This is a genomic window from Aeromicrobium sp., from assembly GCF_049587115.1.
Lineage (GTDB): Bacteria > Actinomycetota > Actinomycetes > Propionibacteriales > Nocardioidaceae > Aeromicrobium.
Window position 1 is genome coordinate 1 of the sequence record NZ_JBAVDI010000129.1, and the last position, 14,180, is coordinate 14,180.

Annotated in this window: 15 protein-coding genes and 2 tRNA genes; 12 read left to right on the top strand and 5 right to left on the bottom strand. The window is 67.0% G+C overall.

Annotated features, from left to right (window positions below):
• Positions 1-987, bottom strand: a 987-nt coding sequence (locus WB461_RS11745; RefSeq protein ID WP_423852914.1) for a M1 family metallopeptidase, incomplete at its 3' end; no start/stop codon positions are given.
• A 72-nt stretch (positions 988-1,059) separates the two neighbouring features.
• On the opposite strand from WB461_RS11745, the gene WB461_RS11750 reads away from it, so the two are divergent.
• The 7 genes from WB461_RS11750 to WB461_RS11780 all read left to right on the top strand — a co-directional run bounded on the left by WB461_RS11750 (position 1,060) and on the right by WB461_RS11780 (position 7,828).
• Positions 1,060-2,199 (top strand): glutamate--cysteine ligase, encoded by a 1,140-nt coding sequence (locus WB461_RS11750; protein WP_423852915.1) that lies wholly within the window; start codon positions 1,060-1,062, stop codon positions 2,197-2,199.
• 5 nt (positions 2,200-2,204) lie between these two features.
• Entirely contained in the window at positions 2,205-2,846 is a 642-nt protein-coding gene (locus tag WB461_RS11755; protein ID WP_423852916.1) for a disulfide bond formation protein DsbA, read from the top strand.
• 84 nt (positions 2,847-2,930) lie between these two features.
• Entirely contained in the window at positions 2,931-3,824 is an 894-nt protein-coding gene (locus tag WB461_RS11760) for an alpha/beta hydrolase (RefSeq protein ID WP_423852917.1), read from the top strand.
• A gap of 16 nt (positions 3,825-3,840) precedes the next feature.
• Positions 3,841-5,376 carry a CDP-glycerol glycerophosphotransferase family protein gene (locus WB461_RS11765; RefSeq protein ID WP_423852918.1) on the top strand — a complete coding sequence of 512 codons (1,536 nt, stop codon included), beginning with the start codon at positions 3,841-3,843 and terminating at the stop codon, positions 5,374-5,376.
• Positions 5,377-5,409: 33 nt separating this feature from the next.
• Positions 5,410-5,868, top strand: a complete 459-nt coding sequence (locus WB461_RS11770; protein WP_423852919.1) for a ribose-5-phosphate isomerase — start codon at positions 5,410-5,412, stop codon at positions 5,866-5,868.
• Positions 5,861-6,673, top strand: a complete 813-nt coding sequence (locus tag WB461_RS11775; protein ID WP_423852920.1) for an Fpg/Nei family DNA glycosylase — start codon at positions 5,861-5,863, stop codon at positions 6,671-6,673. Before WB461_RS11770 ends, WB461_RS11775 begins: the two co-directional genes overlap by 8 nt.
• A gap of 9 nt (positions 6,674-6,682) precedes the next feature.
• The gene (locus WB461_RS11780) at positions 6,683-7,828 is read left to right on the top strand and encodes a SpoIIE family protein phosphatase (RefSeq protein ID WP_423852921.1); all 1,146 of its coding nucleotides are present in this window, start codon (positions 6,683-6,685) and stop codon (positions 7,826-7,828) included.
• On the opposite strand, the gene WB461_RS11785 is transcribed toward WB461_RS11780, so the two are convergent.
• The 3 genes from WB461_RS11785 to WB461_RS11795 form a co-directional block, all read right to left on the bottom strand.
• Entirely contained in the window at positions 7,779-8,636 is an 858-nt protein-coding gene (locus tag WB461_RS11785; RefSeq protein WP_423852922.1) for an oxidoreductase, read from the bottom strand. The two genes, WB461_RS11780 and WB461_RS11785, sit on opposite strands and share 50 nt — an antisense overlap.
• 74 nt (positions 8,637-8,710) lie before the next feature.
• A tRNA-Gly gene (locus WB461_RS11790) sits at positions 8,711-8,787 on the bottom strand.
• Positions 8,788-8,834: 47 nt separating this feature from the next.
• Entirely contained in the window at positions 8,835-9,383 is a 549-nt protein-coding gene (locus WB461_RS11795) for a 4-amino-4-deoxy-L-arabinose transferase (protein ID WP_423852923.1), read from the bottom strand.
• A gap of 31 nt (positions 9,384-9,414) precedes the next feature.
• Here WB461_RS11795 and WB461_RS11800 point away from each other — a divergent pair.
• The 5 genes from WB461_RS11800 to WB461_RS11820 all read left to right on the top strand — a co-directional run bounded on the left by WB461_RS11800 (position 9,415) and on the right by WB461_RS11820 (position 13,344).
• Positions 9,415-9,488 (top strand) — tRNA-Pro (locus tag WB461_RS11800).
• Positions 9,489-9,691: 203 nt separating this feature from the next.
• On the top strand, positions 9,692-11,062 hold the full coding sequence (gene tig, locus WB461_RS11805; protein WP_423852924.1) for a trigger factor: 1,371 nt from the start codon (positions 9,692-9,694) through the stop codon (positions 11,060-11,062).
• Positions 11,063-11,119: 57 nt separating this feature from the next.
• Positions 11,120-12,379, top strand: coding sequence for an esterase/lipase family protein (locus WB461_RS11810; RefSeq protein WP_423852925.1), 1,260 nt, complete (start codon positions 11,120-11,122; stop codon positions 12,377-12,379).
• Positions 12,380-12,408: 29 nt separating this feature from the next.
• The gene (locus WB461_RS11815; protein WP_423852926.1) at positions 12,409-12,870 is read left to right on the top strand and encodes an SRPBCC family protein; all 462 of its coding nucleotides are present in this window, start codon (positions 12,409-12,411) and stop codon (positions 12,868-12,870) included.
• A gap of 3 nt (positions 12,871-12,873) precedes the next feature.
• Positions 12,874-13,344 (top strand): SRPBCC family protein, encoded by a 471-nt coding sequence (locus WB461_RS11820; protein WP_423852927.1) that lies wholly within the window; start codon positions 12,874-12,876, stop codon positions 13,342-13,344.
• An 18-nt stretch (positions 13,345-13,362) separates the two neighbouring features.
• On the opposite strand, the gene WB461_RS11825 is transcribed toward WB461_RS11820, so the two are convergent.
• Positions 13,363-14,100 carry a GntR family transcriptional regulator gene (locus WB461_RS11825; protein ID WP_423852928.1) on the bottom strand — a complete coding sequence of 246 codons (738 nt, stop codon included), beginning with the start codon at positions 14,098-14,100 and terminating at the stop codon, positions 13,363-13,365.
• Positions 14,101-14,180: the final 80 nt, after the last annotated feature.

Consider the following 14,180-nt stretch of genomic DNA (forward strand, 5'->3'; position numbering starts at 1 on the left):
GGCCGCAAACTCGGCGAACGACTCGTTGAGCCACAGGTCGTCCCACCACTTCATCGTCACGAGATCGCCGAACCACATGTGTGCCATCTCGTGCAGGATCGTGTTGGCACGCTGCTCGTAGGCCGCCACGGTCTGTCGGCTGCGGAAGATCATCTCGTCGCGGAATGTCACCGCACCGGCGTTCTCCATCGCGCCCATGTTGTACTCCGGCACGAACAGCTGGTCGTACTTGCCGAACGGGTACGCCATCTCGAAGGCACCCTCGAAGAACTCGAAGCCCTGCTTGGTGATGAGGAAGATGTCGTCGGCATCGAGGTGCTCGACGAGCGACTGGCGGCAGAACACGCCGAGCGGGATCTCGCCGTACTCGCCCTGATAGGAGTCGGTCAGCGAGACGTACTCCCCGGCGATCAGTGCGGTGATGTACGTCGACATGCGCTTGGTCGGAGCGAAGTGCCAGGTCGCGGTGTCTGCACCAGCGGCAGCGGGCTCGGGAGTGGGGGAGTTGGACACCACTGCCCACGCGGCGGGGGCCGTCACGTGGAACTCGAACGTCGCCTTGAGATCGGGCTGCTCGAACGTGGCGAACACGCGGCGCGCATCGGGCACCTCGAACTGCGTGTAGAGGTAGATCCGTTGGTCGACCGGGTCGACGAAGCGGTGCAGACCCTCGCCGGAGCGCGAGTAGGGCAGGGTCGCCTCGACGACCAGCTCGTTGTCGAGCGCGAGGCCGGTCAGCGCGATGCGATGGTCGACGTACGCCGAGACGTCGATCGGCGCGCCGTTGAGCGTGATCGACGAGATGTCGCCGTCGACCAGGTCGACGAACGTCGAGGATCCGGGCGTCGCACCGAAACGGATCGTCGTGATCGATCCGAACCGGGTGTCGGAGGCAAGGGTGAGGTCGAGCTGGACATCGTACGTCTCTGTGGAGACGGTGGAGGCCCGCTCGCTGGCTTCTTCGCGGGTGAGGTTGGTACCAGGCATGTCGCCATGCTTTCACGGGGTGGTTCCTCGTCTGAGGCGGGTCGATGCTCCGATCTCGGGCAGTATGAGCACATGGACATCCCGTTCGCGCGGTCCGAGCGTTCGACCATTGGGATCGAGTGGGAGCTGGCTCTGGTCGACGCAGACTCCGGCGACCTGCGTCAGGTCGCGCAGACCGTGCTCGACGCGATCGGGCCAGCGGATGGGAGCGAGCACCCCCACATTCGGCAGGAGCTCCTGCTCAACACCGTCGAGATCGTGTCGGGGGTGCGCCACACGGTCGCTGAGGCGGGGGCGGACCTCCAGCGGGCCATCGAGGAGATCCGGGTCGTGACCGATCCCTTGCGGGTCGAGCTGATGTGCGCGGGCACCCATCCGTTTGCCGCCTGGGACCACCAGAAGGTCACCGACAAGGAGCGCTACGCGACTCTGATCGATCGCACCCAGTGGTGGGGCCGGCAGATGCTGATCTACGGCGTCCACGTGCACGTCGGCATCGAGGACCGCGACAAGGTGCTCCCGATCAGCAGGGCGATGCTGACCTACTACGGACACCTCTTGGCGCTGAGCGCGTCCTCGCCGTTCTGGGGCGGCAAGGCGACCGGCTACGCCTCCAACCGGGCGTTGATGTTCCAGCAGCTGCCGACTGCGGGGCTGCCCTTCCAGTTCGAGGAGTGGAGCCAGCTCGAGGGATATGTCGACGACATGCTGCACACCGGCGTCATTGATGTGTTCGACGAGATCCGATGGGACCTGCGCCCGTCGCCCAAGTTCGGCACGCTCGAGGTGCGGGTGAGCGATGGGATCCCTTCGCAGGCCGAGCTGCTCAGCATCGCAGCCCTGACGCACTGCCTGGTCGAGCACTTCTCGTCCGAGCTGGACGCTGGACGCGCGCTCCCGACCGTGCCTGGGTGGTTCGCGCAGGAGAACAAGTGGCGATCGGCGCGATACGGCATGGAGGCAATCCTGATCCTCGATGAGTCCGGCGAGGAGGAGCTGGTCACGACCGACCTCGCCCGCCTCCTCGGCCAGCTCGAGCCGGTGGCCCACCGACTGGGGTGCGTTGCGGAGCTCAATGGCGTGCACGACATCATCGCTGGTGGCGCGTCATATCAACGGCAGCGGCGGATCGCTGCGGCACACGGCGGCGAGCTCGACGTGGTGGTCGGATCGCTGGTCGAGGAAATGCGAGCCGGTCGGCCGTTGTTCTAGTCTGCATGACCCTGACTGATACCTTCGCGCCCGAAACATCCGCCACGACCGAGCAGGTCGACTTCTGGTTCGACCCGTTGTGCCCCTTCGCCTGGATCACCTCTCGCTGGATGCTCGAGGTCGAGCAGGTCCGCGACGTCAAGACCTCCTTCCACGTCATGAGCCTTTCGGTGCTCAACGCGGACAAGGACGTTCCGCAGGAGTACCGGGACATGCTCGAGCGTGGGTGGGGACCGGTCCGCATCGCGATCGCCGTCGAGCAGTCCTACGGGCTCGATGCGTTGAGCTCGTACTACACCGCGATTGGCACCAAGCGGCACAACGAAGGACGGGAGTTCGGCCCGGCGCTCTTCGAGGAAGCACTGGCCGAAGCCGGTCTTCCGATCGAGCTCGCCGCAGCGGCCGAGGACCGATCGTTCGACGACGCGGTGCGCGCGTCCCACCAGGACGGCATCGAGCGGGTCGGTGAAGAGGTCGGCACCCCGGTGATCTCCATTGGCGGCGTGGCGTTCTTCGGTCCTGTCCTGCAGAGCATCCCGCGTGGCGAGGCTGCCGGATCCGTCTTCGACGGTGCGCGGCTGCTGGCCGGATTCCCGGACTTCTTCGAGCTCAAGCGGACCCGCAGGGGCGAGCTGTCGTTCGACTGAGCCGCCGACGAACGGGGCGGCGGCCGCAAGGATGGTCGAGCCGGACGGTTCCGCGAGACGGCTCGGCGACACTACGCTCGCGGGATGACGTTGCACCCGCAGGCACGCGCATTGCTGGACTCGCTCGATGCCGCGTCGGCCGGGCCGATTGCGCAGACGTACCAACAGATCCGGTTGGCCGGGCGTGAGGCCGCCCTGGCGGCCACCGAGCGGATCGGTTTGGATCATGTCGAGGACCTCGACGCTGCGGGTGTGCCGTGCCGCCTCTACCGGCCGCGCCACGGTGCGCCGGTGGCCCTGTACGTCCACGGCGGCGGTTGGGTGTTGCACGACCTGGAGACGCATGACAACTTCTGTCGCCATCTGGCCCACGTGACCGGATGGGCGCTGCTGGCCGTCGATTACCGCCGCGCCCCCGAGCACTGCTATCCGGCGCCACTGGACGACGTGCAGACCGCGGCTCACTGGCTGCGGGCGCACGACCGGGAGCATCGCGTCGACGCCTCCTTCCTGCCAGCGATCGGCGACTCCTCCGGCGCCAACCTGGTGGCCGGACTGGCGGTTCGTGAGCACGCAGCGATCGACTTCCAGGTCCTGCTGTACCCAGCCGTCGACCGGCGGGCCGATCTCGGCGGTCCGGGGGAGACGTCCGCGCTGGAGGCCGCGTCGATGGAATGGTTCTGGGAGGCCTATGCGCCGGGAGAGCTGGGCGACACGCCTGAGGTCTCGGTCGTGAACGCGACGAACCTGGCGGACCACCCGCCGGTCCTGCTGGTGACCAACGAGCACGACCTGCTCCGTGACCAGGCCGAGGACTACGCCGCGCTGCTTGCCGAGGCGGGCGTCGACGTCATGGGCGTTCGCGCGCTCGGCATGGTGCACTCCTACTGGCGTCAGCCGGACCTGTTCGATGCCTCCCGCTCCACCGTCACGATCGTCGGCGCGCTGCTCGACGCTCACCGGGCCCGTTCCCGCTGACTGGCATACTGTCCGCGTGAGCGGGGAGCAGAACGATTCCAACCGGCCCACCCGTCGGCTCCGCGCCATCGCCGGACGTCCGCGCCTGGTGGTCCTGCCGGTCGTCGGTCTTGCGCTGGGTCTCCTGCTGGTGCTGGTGCCCCCACCGGCGACGTTCGCCTCGTTGGTGTTCCTGCTGGCTGGGTCGTTTCTCGTTCCGCGAGTGCCGGACCGGCCGTCGTACGCCTACGGGTTGCCTGGCGTCAAGGACGGTCCGCCCAGCCCGACGCGGGTCCCTCTGGAAGCCCACACCTGGGTGAGTCTGGCCGCCGCCGGCCTCGCGGTGGCTCTCACGGCACTGGACGCCTCGTGGCCGGAGTTCGTGGTGCTCGCGATCATGACGGCCCTGGCTTGGCTGGCCTGCGCAGGCACGACGATCCGATTTTTGCGACACAGTCGCCGGGTGCGCGGAGCGCTCGAAAAGTACGCGCCGACGATTGCGATGGGCTTCGCAGGACGATCCGGTGGGCCGTGGCAGCTGCGGATGTGGGAGCCGTACCTCCTGCGTTCGGGCGAGAAGTGTGTGGTCATCACGCTGCACGAGAGGTACCTGCCGCTGATCGTCGATGGCGCCGACCTGAGCTCGCCGCTGGTACAGCTGGGGTCCCGTGGAATGGCCGATCTGGACTCGGTGCTGGTGAGGTCGATCCGTGCGGTGTTCTATGTCCAGAACGCCCAGACCAACAAAGGCTTCATGAGTCACACCGAGCTCACGCACGTGTGGCTCAACCATGGCGACTCGGACAAGCCGGCCAACTTCAACCCCAGACACGCGCTCTACGACGTGCTCGTCGTCTGTGGCCAGGCCGGGATCGACCGCTACGAGCGGCACGGCATCCACGTCGACCCCGAGAAGTTCGTCGTGGTGGGGCGACCGCAAGCGGGGGAGGTCCGCCTCGGGCGTGGACCGATCTCGCAGCAGGAACCGCCCGTCGTGCTGTACGCGCCGACCTGGCAAGGCCTCGACGACGCGGTCAACTTCTCGTCTCTCGAGCGTGGCCCGGCAATCGTGCAAGCGCTGCTCGCGCGAGGTGTCACCGTGATCTTCCGTCCGCATCCGCTGAGCTATCGCTGGCGCATCCGCCGGGAGGTGGTGCGGGAGATCCACACCATCTTGCGCGAGAACAGGGCCGAGACGGGGCGCAAGCACGTGTGGGGCAAGCTCGCCGAGAAGACCTGGAGCGTCGTGGACTGCTCGAACCAGGCTGATGCGCTGGTCTCGGACGTATCGAGCGTCGTGTCCGACTTCCTGCAGTCGGAGAAGCCGTATGCGATGACCAGCATGAGGGCCTCGGTGGAGGACTTCCGCGCCGAGTTCTCGGTGGCCGAGACCGGCTACGTGATCCTCGGTGACCTGTCGAATCTCGACGAGGTCCTCGACCAGATGCTGGGTGACGACCCGCTGGAGGCGGCCCGGCGTGAGCGCAAGCGCTATGTCCTGGGCGAGTTCGAGGGCGAGGAGTCGGCCGAGGCGTTTGCCGAGCTCGTCCGCGATCTCGTACGAGGCGCCTGATCGACCCGGGTACATGACTGGGAGACTGAGTTCATGCGCGTCCACATTGCCGCCGATCATGCCGGCTTCGAGCTCAAGGCCCATCTCGTCGACTGGCTCAGTGCCCAGGGTCACGAGCCGGTCGACCATGGCGCGCACCAGCTCGATCCTGAGGACGACTATCCGCCGTTCTGCATCGAGGCGGCCGCGGCCGCCGTCGCCGAACCGGGTTCGTTGGCTGTCGTGATCGGTGGTTCGGGCAATGGAGAGCAGATCGCGGCGAACAAGGTCCTGGGCGCCCGCGCCGCGCTGGCCTGGAGCACCGAGACGGCATCGCTCGCGCGTCAGCACAACGATGCACAGATCGTCGCCCTGGGCGCGCGGATGCACACCGCTGACGAGGCCACCGCGATCGTGGAGGCCTTCCTGACGACTCCGTGGAGCCACGCCGAGCGGCACCAGCGGCGGGTCGACATGCTGCTGACGTACGAAAAGACCGGCGAGATTGCCTGAAGGACACACCCTCCACCGACTCGCCGACGACCTGCGCGCGGCGTTCGCCGGACGGGTGGTTGCCTCCACCAGCCCGCAGGGACGTTTCTTCGACGAGGCGGCACGCCTGGACGGGCTGATCCTGGAGGACGCCGAGGCGTGGGGAAAGCACGTGTTCGTCTCGTTCCTCGACCTGCCCGAACAGGTGCACATCCACCTCGGGCTGTACGGGACCTTCGTGTTCACTCCCGGCGTGGGCCGGCCCGTGGTGGGGCAGGTCCGCTGGCGGCTGGAGGCGGAGTCGACGGCTGATCTGCGCGGGCCGAACGCTTGCCAGCTGCTGACTCCTCCAGAGGTGGACAGGATCGTGGCCCGGCTGGGCCCTGATCCCCTGCGCGATGATGCCGATCCCGAGCGCGCCTGGCGTCGCGTCCACTCTTCTGTGGTTCCGATCGCGACGCTGCTGATGGATCAGACCGTGCTGGCCGGAGTCGGCAACGTCTACCGGGCCGAGGTCCTGTTCAGGCAGCACGTCGCGCCCATGACGGCAGGTCGGCGACTGACCCGCACGAGGTGGGATGCCATCTGGAGCGACCTCGTGGGCCTGATGCGTACCGGCGTGGAGGTGGGTCGGATCGACACGGTCCGTCCCGAGCACGAGCCGGCAGTGATGGGACGCGAACCACGGGCGGATGATCACGGGGGAGAGGTCTATGTCTATCGCCGCGACGGGCAGCGCTGCCACGTGTGCAACGCCGTGATCCGGCGCCGACCCCTGGCCGGCCGCAATCTCTTTTGGTGCCCGTCATGCCAGCGCCGCGGATAGGCTGAGGGAGTGACTGATCGGATACGCCGGGCCCTGCTGTCGGTGGCCGAGTATCTCGACGAGCGCATCATTCGCTGGCGCAACGGCACGACCGAGGGACAGATCGCGGTGCTGGCTGCCCTCCTGGTGCTGACCGGCGGAATTCTGTTGCTGTCGCTCGCGGACTACAACGTGTTCCCCGTCGCGACTTTCGTGATCCCCCTCTTGCTCGGGACCATGGCGCTGCGCTACCGACCGCTGCTCGTCCTGATCCTGTGCGCCGGCGTCGCTGCGGCGATCACGATCAGATCCCAGTACGTCGATTATGGATTGCCCGCGGGCCGATTCAGCACCTTGATCGTGCTCGCGCTGGTGGCGGTGTTGGTCCTGTTCGAGTCGAGCCGTCGGCGTAGCGGTCTACCAGGTTCGCTCGGCGAGGCGATGCTGGTGGATCTGCGGGACCGGCTGCAGGCGCAGGGAGTGGTGCCACCGCTGCCCGCCGGCTGGTCGTCGGAGTCCGCCATGCGGTCAGCAGGCGGGACCAAGTTCGCCGGCGACTTCCTGGTCGCGAACATCTCGGAGGACGAGACCCGGCTCGAGATGATTCTGGTCGACGTGTGCGGCAAGGGCGTCGCAGCTGGCACGCGGTCCCTTCACTTCGCGGGCGCACTCGGCGGACTGATCGGTGCGCTCCCACCCGTCGGTCTGTTCGCCGCCGGCAACGACTTCCTGATTCGCCAGAACTGGCACGACGGATTCGCCACGGCTGTCCACGTCCTGATCGACCTCCCGTCGGGTGACTACTCGATCATCAACGCTGGGCACCCGCCGGCACTGCGCTGGGAAAGCGCGAGCCACACCTGGGAGATCGACGGCGCACGAGGGAACGCGCTCGGCATCATGAAGCACCCCGACTTCCACCGGACAACCGGGAACCTGGGAGTCGGCGATGCGTTGATGTTCTACACCGACGGGGTCGTCGAGTCGCGCGTGCGGGACTTCACCGCTGGCATCGAGTGGCTTCGTACGGCCGCTGCGGTCATCGTGGCGACGGGTTTCGACCAGGCCCCGCGCCGCATACTCAAGCTGGTCGCATCGGGCGACGACGACCAGGCGGTCCTGATCCTCAGTCGTTCCGAGGCATCGGAGTCGAAGGCTGGGGGAACTGGGACTTGAGCATGACGTCCCAGGCTCGTGCGCCGACGAGGTTGCGGGTCCTGATTGACAGGCTGGCCGAGGGGGTCACGGTGTATCGGATCTTGGGCCGGCGGGCGGTCAGCGCCTTCTCGATGACCTTGGCGACGGAGTCCGGTCCGCCGCCCAGACGGCGCATCGGACCGGCGTAGGCCTCCTTGGTGGCCTTGGCCACTGCGGCGTTGAAGTCCGCGTACGACCCGTCGTCGTTGCTGTCCATCGACGCGACGGCCGTGTTCTCGAAGTTGGTCGTGATGAGCCCGGGCTCGACGATGACGACCTCGACGCCGAATCCCGCCACCTCGAAGCGCATCGCGTCGGACAACGCCTCCACGGCGTACTTGGTCGCGTGGTACGCGCCTCCTCCGGGGAAGACGAGCCGCCCGCCCATCGAGGAGATGTTGACGATCCGGCCGGCACCACGCTCCCGCATCGACGGGAGCACCAGCTGGCACATGCGCAGCAGGCCGAAGACATTGGTCTCGAACTGCCGCCGCACGTCGTCCAGGTCCAGCGTCTCGGTCGCACCGGACTGCGAGTAGCCGGCGTTGTTGACCAGGGCGTCGATACGGCCGGCCCCCGCGAGCACGGCATCCACCGCAGCGGTCATGGACTGCTCGTCGGTCACGTCCAGCGCGAGCGTGCGGCAACCCTGAGCGGCGAGGTTGGCCAATGACTCCGGGCGACGTGCGGTGGCGTACACGGTCCAGCCCGAGGCCACGAGGCGAGCCGCGGTGGCCTCGCCGATGCCGGAGGAGCAACCGGTGACGAGCGCGGTGCGATCTGTCATGTACGGAGCATAGGACCGAGACCGGAGGAGGGCCCAAGAATACCGAAGGGCCCCTCCGAGGAGGGGCCCTGACGTGGAGCGGACGACGAGACTCGAACTCGCAACATTCTGCTTGGAAGGCAGAGACTCTAGCCAATTGAGTTACGTCCGCGGAGCCTTGCGGCAACGACGTACATCCTGCCACATGCGACCGGTGGTTCACCCATCGGTGCGCAGGATGACGTCCGCATGGCGCCGTGTCTCATCCGCGTGGAAGTGCACGGCCTCCTGCGCTCCCCAGACGTCCCAGAACGGCACATACGCCCCGCCGTCGCGGGCCAGAGCGCGGCGCTTGCGGACCTCGGTCGACGCCTCGACCCAGATCAGCAGGCTGAGGAATGGCCGGATCGTCGCTGCCCCGCTGCCCACGCCGTCCAGGATCAGCAACGGTGAGGGATCGATTCGCATGTGCGGCCCGGCCTGATGGCGGCTCCAGTCCCATCGAGGGATCATGCCGACCTCCTCGACCGCCAGCGGTTCGAGCACCGAGCGAACGATCATGGGCGGTGTCGCAGCCAGGCCGTGCCAGCCCGGATAGACATCGTCGAGGTGGAGGACTGCCGCGCGGTTGGTGGTGACAAGCTGATCGGCCAGCTGGGTCTTGCCTGATCCGCTGGGGCCATCGATTGCCACGACGCGGGTCGAGCCGCACGCGGGCTGGCGCCGCAGGGCCAATCCGACGAGGTCGGCGTACCGATGCGATGTCACGGGCCCAGTGTCCCCTAGACTGACCCGGCTACGGGATGTAGCGCAGCTTGGTAGCGCGCGCCGTTTGGGGCGGTGAGGTCGCAGGTTCGAATCCTGTCATCCCGACTCCCCGCGATTTGTGACGATTTCCACCGTTTCGGATGTCGTAAGCGTTGAACTCGTCACAAATCGCGAAGAGGGGCGGGTGGCGAGACTCCTTTGGGTCCACCCGGGGTCCCATGAGAGACTGGTACGTCGCTGTTTCTGCCCGATGTGCTCCGGCAGCAGCGCCCCCTTCCAAGCGCCGAGATCATGCAGGAGTCAGTCACGTGAAAAGCACCACCGAGACACTGAGCCCGACCCGGGTCAAGCTCACCATCGAGGTGCCGTTCGAGGAGTTCAAGCCCAGCCTCGATGCTGCCTACAAGACGATCGGCTCACAGATCACCATCCCCGGCTTCCGCAAGGGCAAGGTTCCCGCGGCAATCGTCGATCAGCGGATCGGGCGCACCGCAGTGCTCGACGAGGCGATCAACTCGGCGCTTCCCGGCTGGTACAACCAAGCCCTGCAGGACACCAAGATCCAGCCCCTCAGCCAGCCGGAGATCGATCTCACCAAGTTCGTCGACGGCGAGCCGATCGAGGTCACGGCCGAGCTCGACGTCCGACCCGAGCTCGATCTTCCAGATGTGGCGTCGATCGAGGTGACGGTCGAGGACTCGTCCGTCGCCGACGACGACATCGAGGAGCAGATCACGGCCCTGCGTGAGCGTTTCGCCACGTTCGCCGAGGTCGACCGGGCTGCCGCCGAAGGTGACTTCCTGACGATCGATCTGTCCGCCGCACAGGATGGCGAGGAGATCGAAGCGGCCCAGGCTGCCGGCATGCCGTACACGATCGGCAAGGCCACAATGCTCGACGGTCTTGACGAGGCCGTCACGGGCCTCAAGGCTGGCGAGACCAAGACATTCACGACGCAGCTCGTCGGTGGCGAGCTCGCCGGGCAGGACGTCGACGTGACCGTCACGGTCAAGGACGTCAAGGAGCAGCAGCTGCCCGAGCTCGACGAGGAGTTCGCGCAGACCGCCTCTGAATTCGACACGATCGATGAGCTGCGCGCCGACCTTGCCGATCGCGTCACACGTGGGAAGCGCATGGAGCAGGCCAACGAGGCCCGCGACCTGATCCTGGACGAGATCGTCAGCCGGATCGATGCCCCGCTGCCCGAGAGCCTGGTGACCGAGGAGATCGCGAGCCGCCGCGAGCAGATCGAGCAGCAGCTCACGATGGCCGGCGTCGAGTTCCAGACCTACCTCGACGACGAGGAGCAGACGATTGACGAGTTCGAGGCTGACCTGGAGAAGCGCGTGCGCGACTCGCTGGTCGCCCAGTTCGTGCTCGACCAGGTCGTCGCGACCGAGGAGTTCGGCATCGACGACGCCGAGCTGTCGCAGCACATCATGCGCCGCGCCCAGCAGTCTGGCGAGGACCCCAACTCGTACATCCAGCACATCATGGAGCACAACCACGTGCCCGAGATGGTCAGCGAGGTGCTGCGCGGCAAGGCGCTGGCATCGCTGGTGGAGTCGGCCAAGGTCGTCGACAAGTCCGGCAACGTCATCGAGCTGTCCAAGCTGCAGGCCGACGGCCGTTACGCCGACGAGGTCGAGGCCGCCGACGAGGACAACGCCGAGGCGTGACCGAGGACTCCCCGCGCGGGAGTTCACTTTCTCTTCGGATACCGGCAGTATGGGACCATGCCTGTCGAGCCCGCACGAACCACCGACGTGGCGGCGCTGGCTCTGGACTACAGCGACCGCTTGATCGTCGCGACCGCCCGGGATCTGCACACCGCGATCTCGCGGCGGGCATTCCAGGCCACTCGCGTCGTCGGCGGTCGCCTGCCTGAGTCGTTGCACGACGCAGTGGTGACCTCGGTCTACGGTGCTGTCTCCGGCGTGCTGCGTGTCTCGAGCGGCTCGATACGAGCGCTGGCGACGCGCGGTGTGGGGAGGCCACTCGAGGACACCCGCCGCGGCCGACTCGTCGTCGCGGCGGTCAACGGGCTGATCGGTGATGAGCTGCGCATGCTCGACGACCCGCAGGCCATCACGATGGCCATCCGACATGAGGGCCAGGACGTCCCGGTGACGTCGTGGCCGCTCGCCGAAGCCTTCCGGGCCGGCACCAGCCACCCCGTCGTGTTCGTGCACGGGCTCTGCGAGAACGACGAATCGTGGTCCAACGCCGCCAAGGTGCATGGCACGACCTACGCCGAACGGATCGTCGCCGAGACCGATGGCACGCCGGTCATGATCCGCTACAACACGGGCCTGCACATTTCGGAGAACGGCAAGCACCTCGACGTCCTCCTGCAGCAGCTTGTCGCCCAGTGGCCCGTGCCGGTCACCCGCATCACGCTGATCGGCCACTCGATGGGTGGCCTCGTCGCGCGGGCCGCCACCAATCACGCCACCGCGACCGGTCAGACCTGGCACCACCTCGTGCGAGACGTCGTGTGCTTGGGCACGCCTCACGCCGGGGCAAATCTCGAGAAGGTTGCTCATCTGGGATCGCGGCTGCTGCGATTCTGGCCGGAGTCGAGCCCGTTCAGCTCGATCCTTGAGTCGCGCTCGGCTGGCATAGTGGATCTGCGGCACGGATACATCACCAAGGACGAGTGGGAGGGTCAGGACCTCACCGGGCAATGGGGTCTGGACCGCATCGCCGCGGCGCCGCTACCGCTCGCGGAGTACCACTTCGTGGCGGCGACGTTGGGTGCTTCGCAGCGCCATCCGCTGAGCTCGGTGCTGGGCGACCTGCTCGTGCACTTCTCGTCGGCCACCGGGGTCGGCCGCGCCGGGCCCATCGTTGACGGCGCGACGTTCGAGTATCTCCCGAGTGCCCACCATTTCGCCTTGCTCAATCATCCCCAGGTGGGAGACTGGCTCGTCGAGTGGCTCAACTCCCACGCGCGCAAGCAGCGTGCCCTGCCCGCTGCGCCACGTCACGCCTGACCCTTGCTCGACCCGATCCCAGGAGATTCATGCCCAACCAGTCGCTCATCGCCCACAGCATCGAGATCGAAGCCCCTGCGGCGCGGGTCTGGGCCATCGTCTCCGATCTCAAGCGGATGGGTGAGTGGAGTCCGCAGTGCGTGAGCATGAAGGTCTTCGGCGGTGAGGTGAAGCAGGGAGCCCGCACCCTGAACCTGAACCGTCAGGGCTGGAAGCGGTGGCCCACCAATGCCCGGGTCGTGGACTTCGAGCCAGATCACCGGTTGTCCTTTCGGATCCTGGAGAACCGGACGGTCTGGTCGTTCGAGCTCGAGCCGACCGCGACCGGCACCCGCCTGACCGAGAGCCGGCACACGCCCCGTGGTGTGGCTGCCATCTCGAACGCAGCAGTGAAGGGCCTGCTCGGAGGGGTCGAGGAGTTCGAGCAGGAGCTCGACGCCGGGATCCGGCAGACTCTCGAGCGCATCAAGTCCGAAGCCGAGCGGGTCTGAGTCGTGGGTCAGCCAGCACTCGAGTCGTCCATCGAGATCGACGCGACACCGGACCAGGTGTGGGCGGCGGTCTCCGATGTCTCGGCCATGAAGCGCCGCAGTCCCGAGCTCGTCGGAACGTTGATGTTCGGCCGGCCGAAGGTGGGTCGTCGGGGGGTCAACCTCAACCGTCGCAAGGGATTCGTCTGGCCCACGACAAGCCGGATCACGCGATGGAAGCCCCCGGCACAGGACGGTGGACGTGGAGCGTTCACGTTCCACGTCTGGCCGACCAACGTGGACTGGTCGTATGAGATCGAGCCGACCGCCGCCGGGACGCGACTGGTCGAGCGGCGTACTGCCCTGGTTGATCCCTCGTTGTCGGTGCGGCTCACCGCACGACTGGCGCTGGGCGGTGCTGAGTCCCATGACGCCGAGCTGCGCGACGGGATCGATCGAACCCTGGCGAGCATCAAGGCCGAGCTCGAGGGCTGACCAGCGGCGGCGGCGTCCTCAGCGGTCGACGAGCGTGAGCTCGAAGGCGTAGAGCTCAGGTCGGTAGGCGTGCCGACCGTACTCCACGGCGCGTCCGGCGTTGTCGTACGCCGTGCGCTGCATCGTCAGCAGGGGAGCGCCCTTCTTCTCGCCCAGCAGGGCACCCTCGTCGACCGTTGCCCCGCGGGCGCCGATGCGCTGGCGAGCCACGCGCATCAGAATCCCGGAGGAGCGCAGGTAGGCGTACAGGCCCGACTGCTCCAGATCCACCGCGGCCAGATCGATAACGTCGACCGGAATGAAGTTGTGCATCAGGGCGAGTGGCTGCGCGCCGATAAACCGGAGCCGCTCGAGTGACCACACGTCATCGCCGGGTTGTAGCTGCAGCTCGTGCGCGACATCCTCCTCGGCAGCGACCGTTGCGACCGCGATGACTTCGGTGCGGGGTTGCTGACCTGCGGCGCTGAGATCGTCGAACAGACTGGTGAGCTCGACCGAGCGGCGGATCTTTCCGTGCACGACCTGGGTGCCGACGCCGCGTTTGCGCACCAGCATGCCCTTGTCGACCAGCACCTGGATCGCCTGCCGCATCGTGGGGCGGGACAGTCCCAGGTTCTTCGCCAGTGATATCTCGTTGTCGATGCGCTCGCCGGGCGCGATCTTGCCGCTGAGGATCGCGGTCTCGAACTGCTCGGCGATCTGGAAGTACAGCGGGACAGGACTGGATCTGTCGAGGGTGAACCGGGGCGCGACCATACGGACAATTTAATGGGCCATGTCAATACGTCAATATGTCAGGACAAAGGGTTGACGCGAAGTGTGAGGAGCGCCACACT

Bases quoted from the DNA above. Each gene is read 5' to 3' on its own strand.
- WB461_RS11750 (WP_423852915.1), top strand. From the start codon at position 1,060: ATGGACATCCCGTTCGCGCGGTCCGAGCGTTCGACCATTGGGATCGAG.
- WB461_RS11755 (WP_423852916.1), top strand. From the start codon at position 2,205: ATGACCCTGACTGATACCTTCGCGCCCGAAACATCCGCCACGACCGAG.
- WB461_RS11760 (WP_423852917.1), top strand. From the start codon at position 2,931: ATGACGTTGCACCCGCAGGCACGCGCATTGCTGGACTCGCTCGATGCC.
- WB461_RS11770 (WP_423852919.1), top strand. From the start codon at position 5,410: ATGCGCGTCCACATTGCCGCCGATCATGCCGGCTTCGAGCTCAAGGCC.
- WB461_RS11785 (WP_423852922.1), bottom strand. From the start codon at position 8,636: ATGACAGATCGCACCGCGCTCGTCACCGGTTGCTCCTCCGGCATCGGC.
- WB461_RS11810 (WP_423852925.1), top strand. From the start codon at position 11,120: ATGCCTGTCGAGCCCGCACGAACCACCGACGTGGCGGCGCTGGCTCTG.
- WB461_RS11815 (WP_423852926.1), top strand. From the start codon at position 12,409: ATGCCCAACCAGTCGCTCATCGCCCACAGCATCGAGATCGAAGCCCCT.
- WB461_RS11825 (WP_423852928.1), bottom strand. From the start codon at position 14,100: ATGGTCGCGCCCCGGTTCACCCTCGACAGATCCAGTCCTGTCCCGCTG.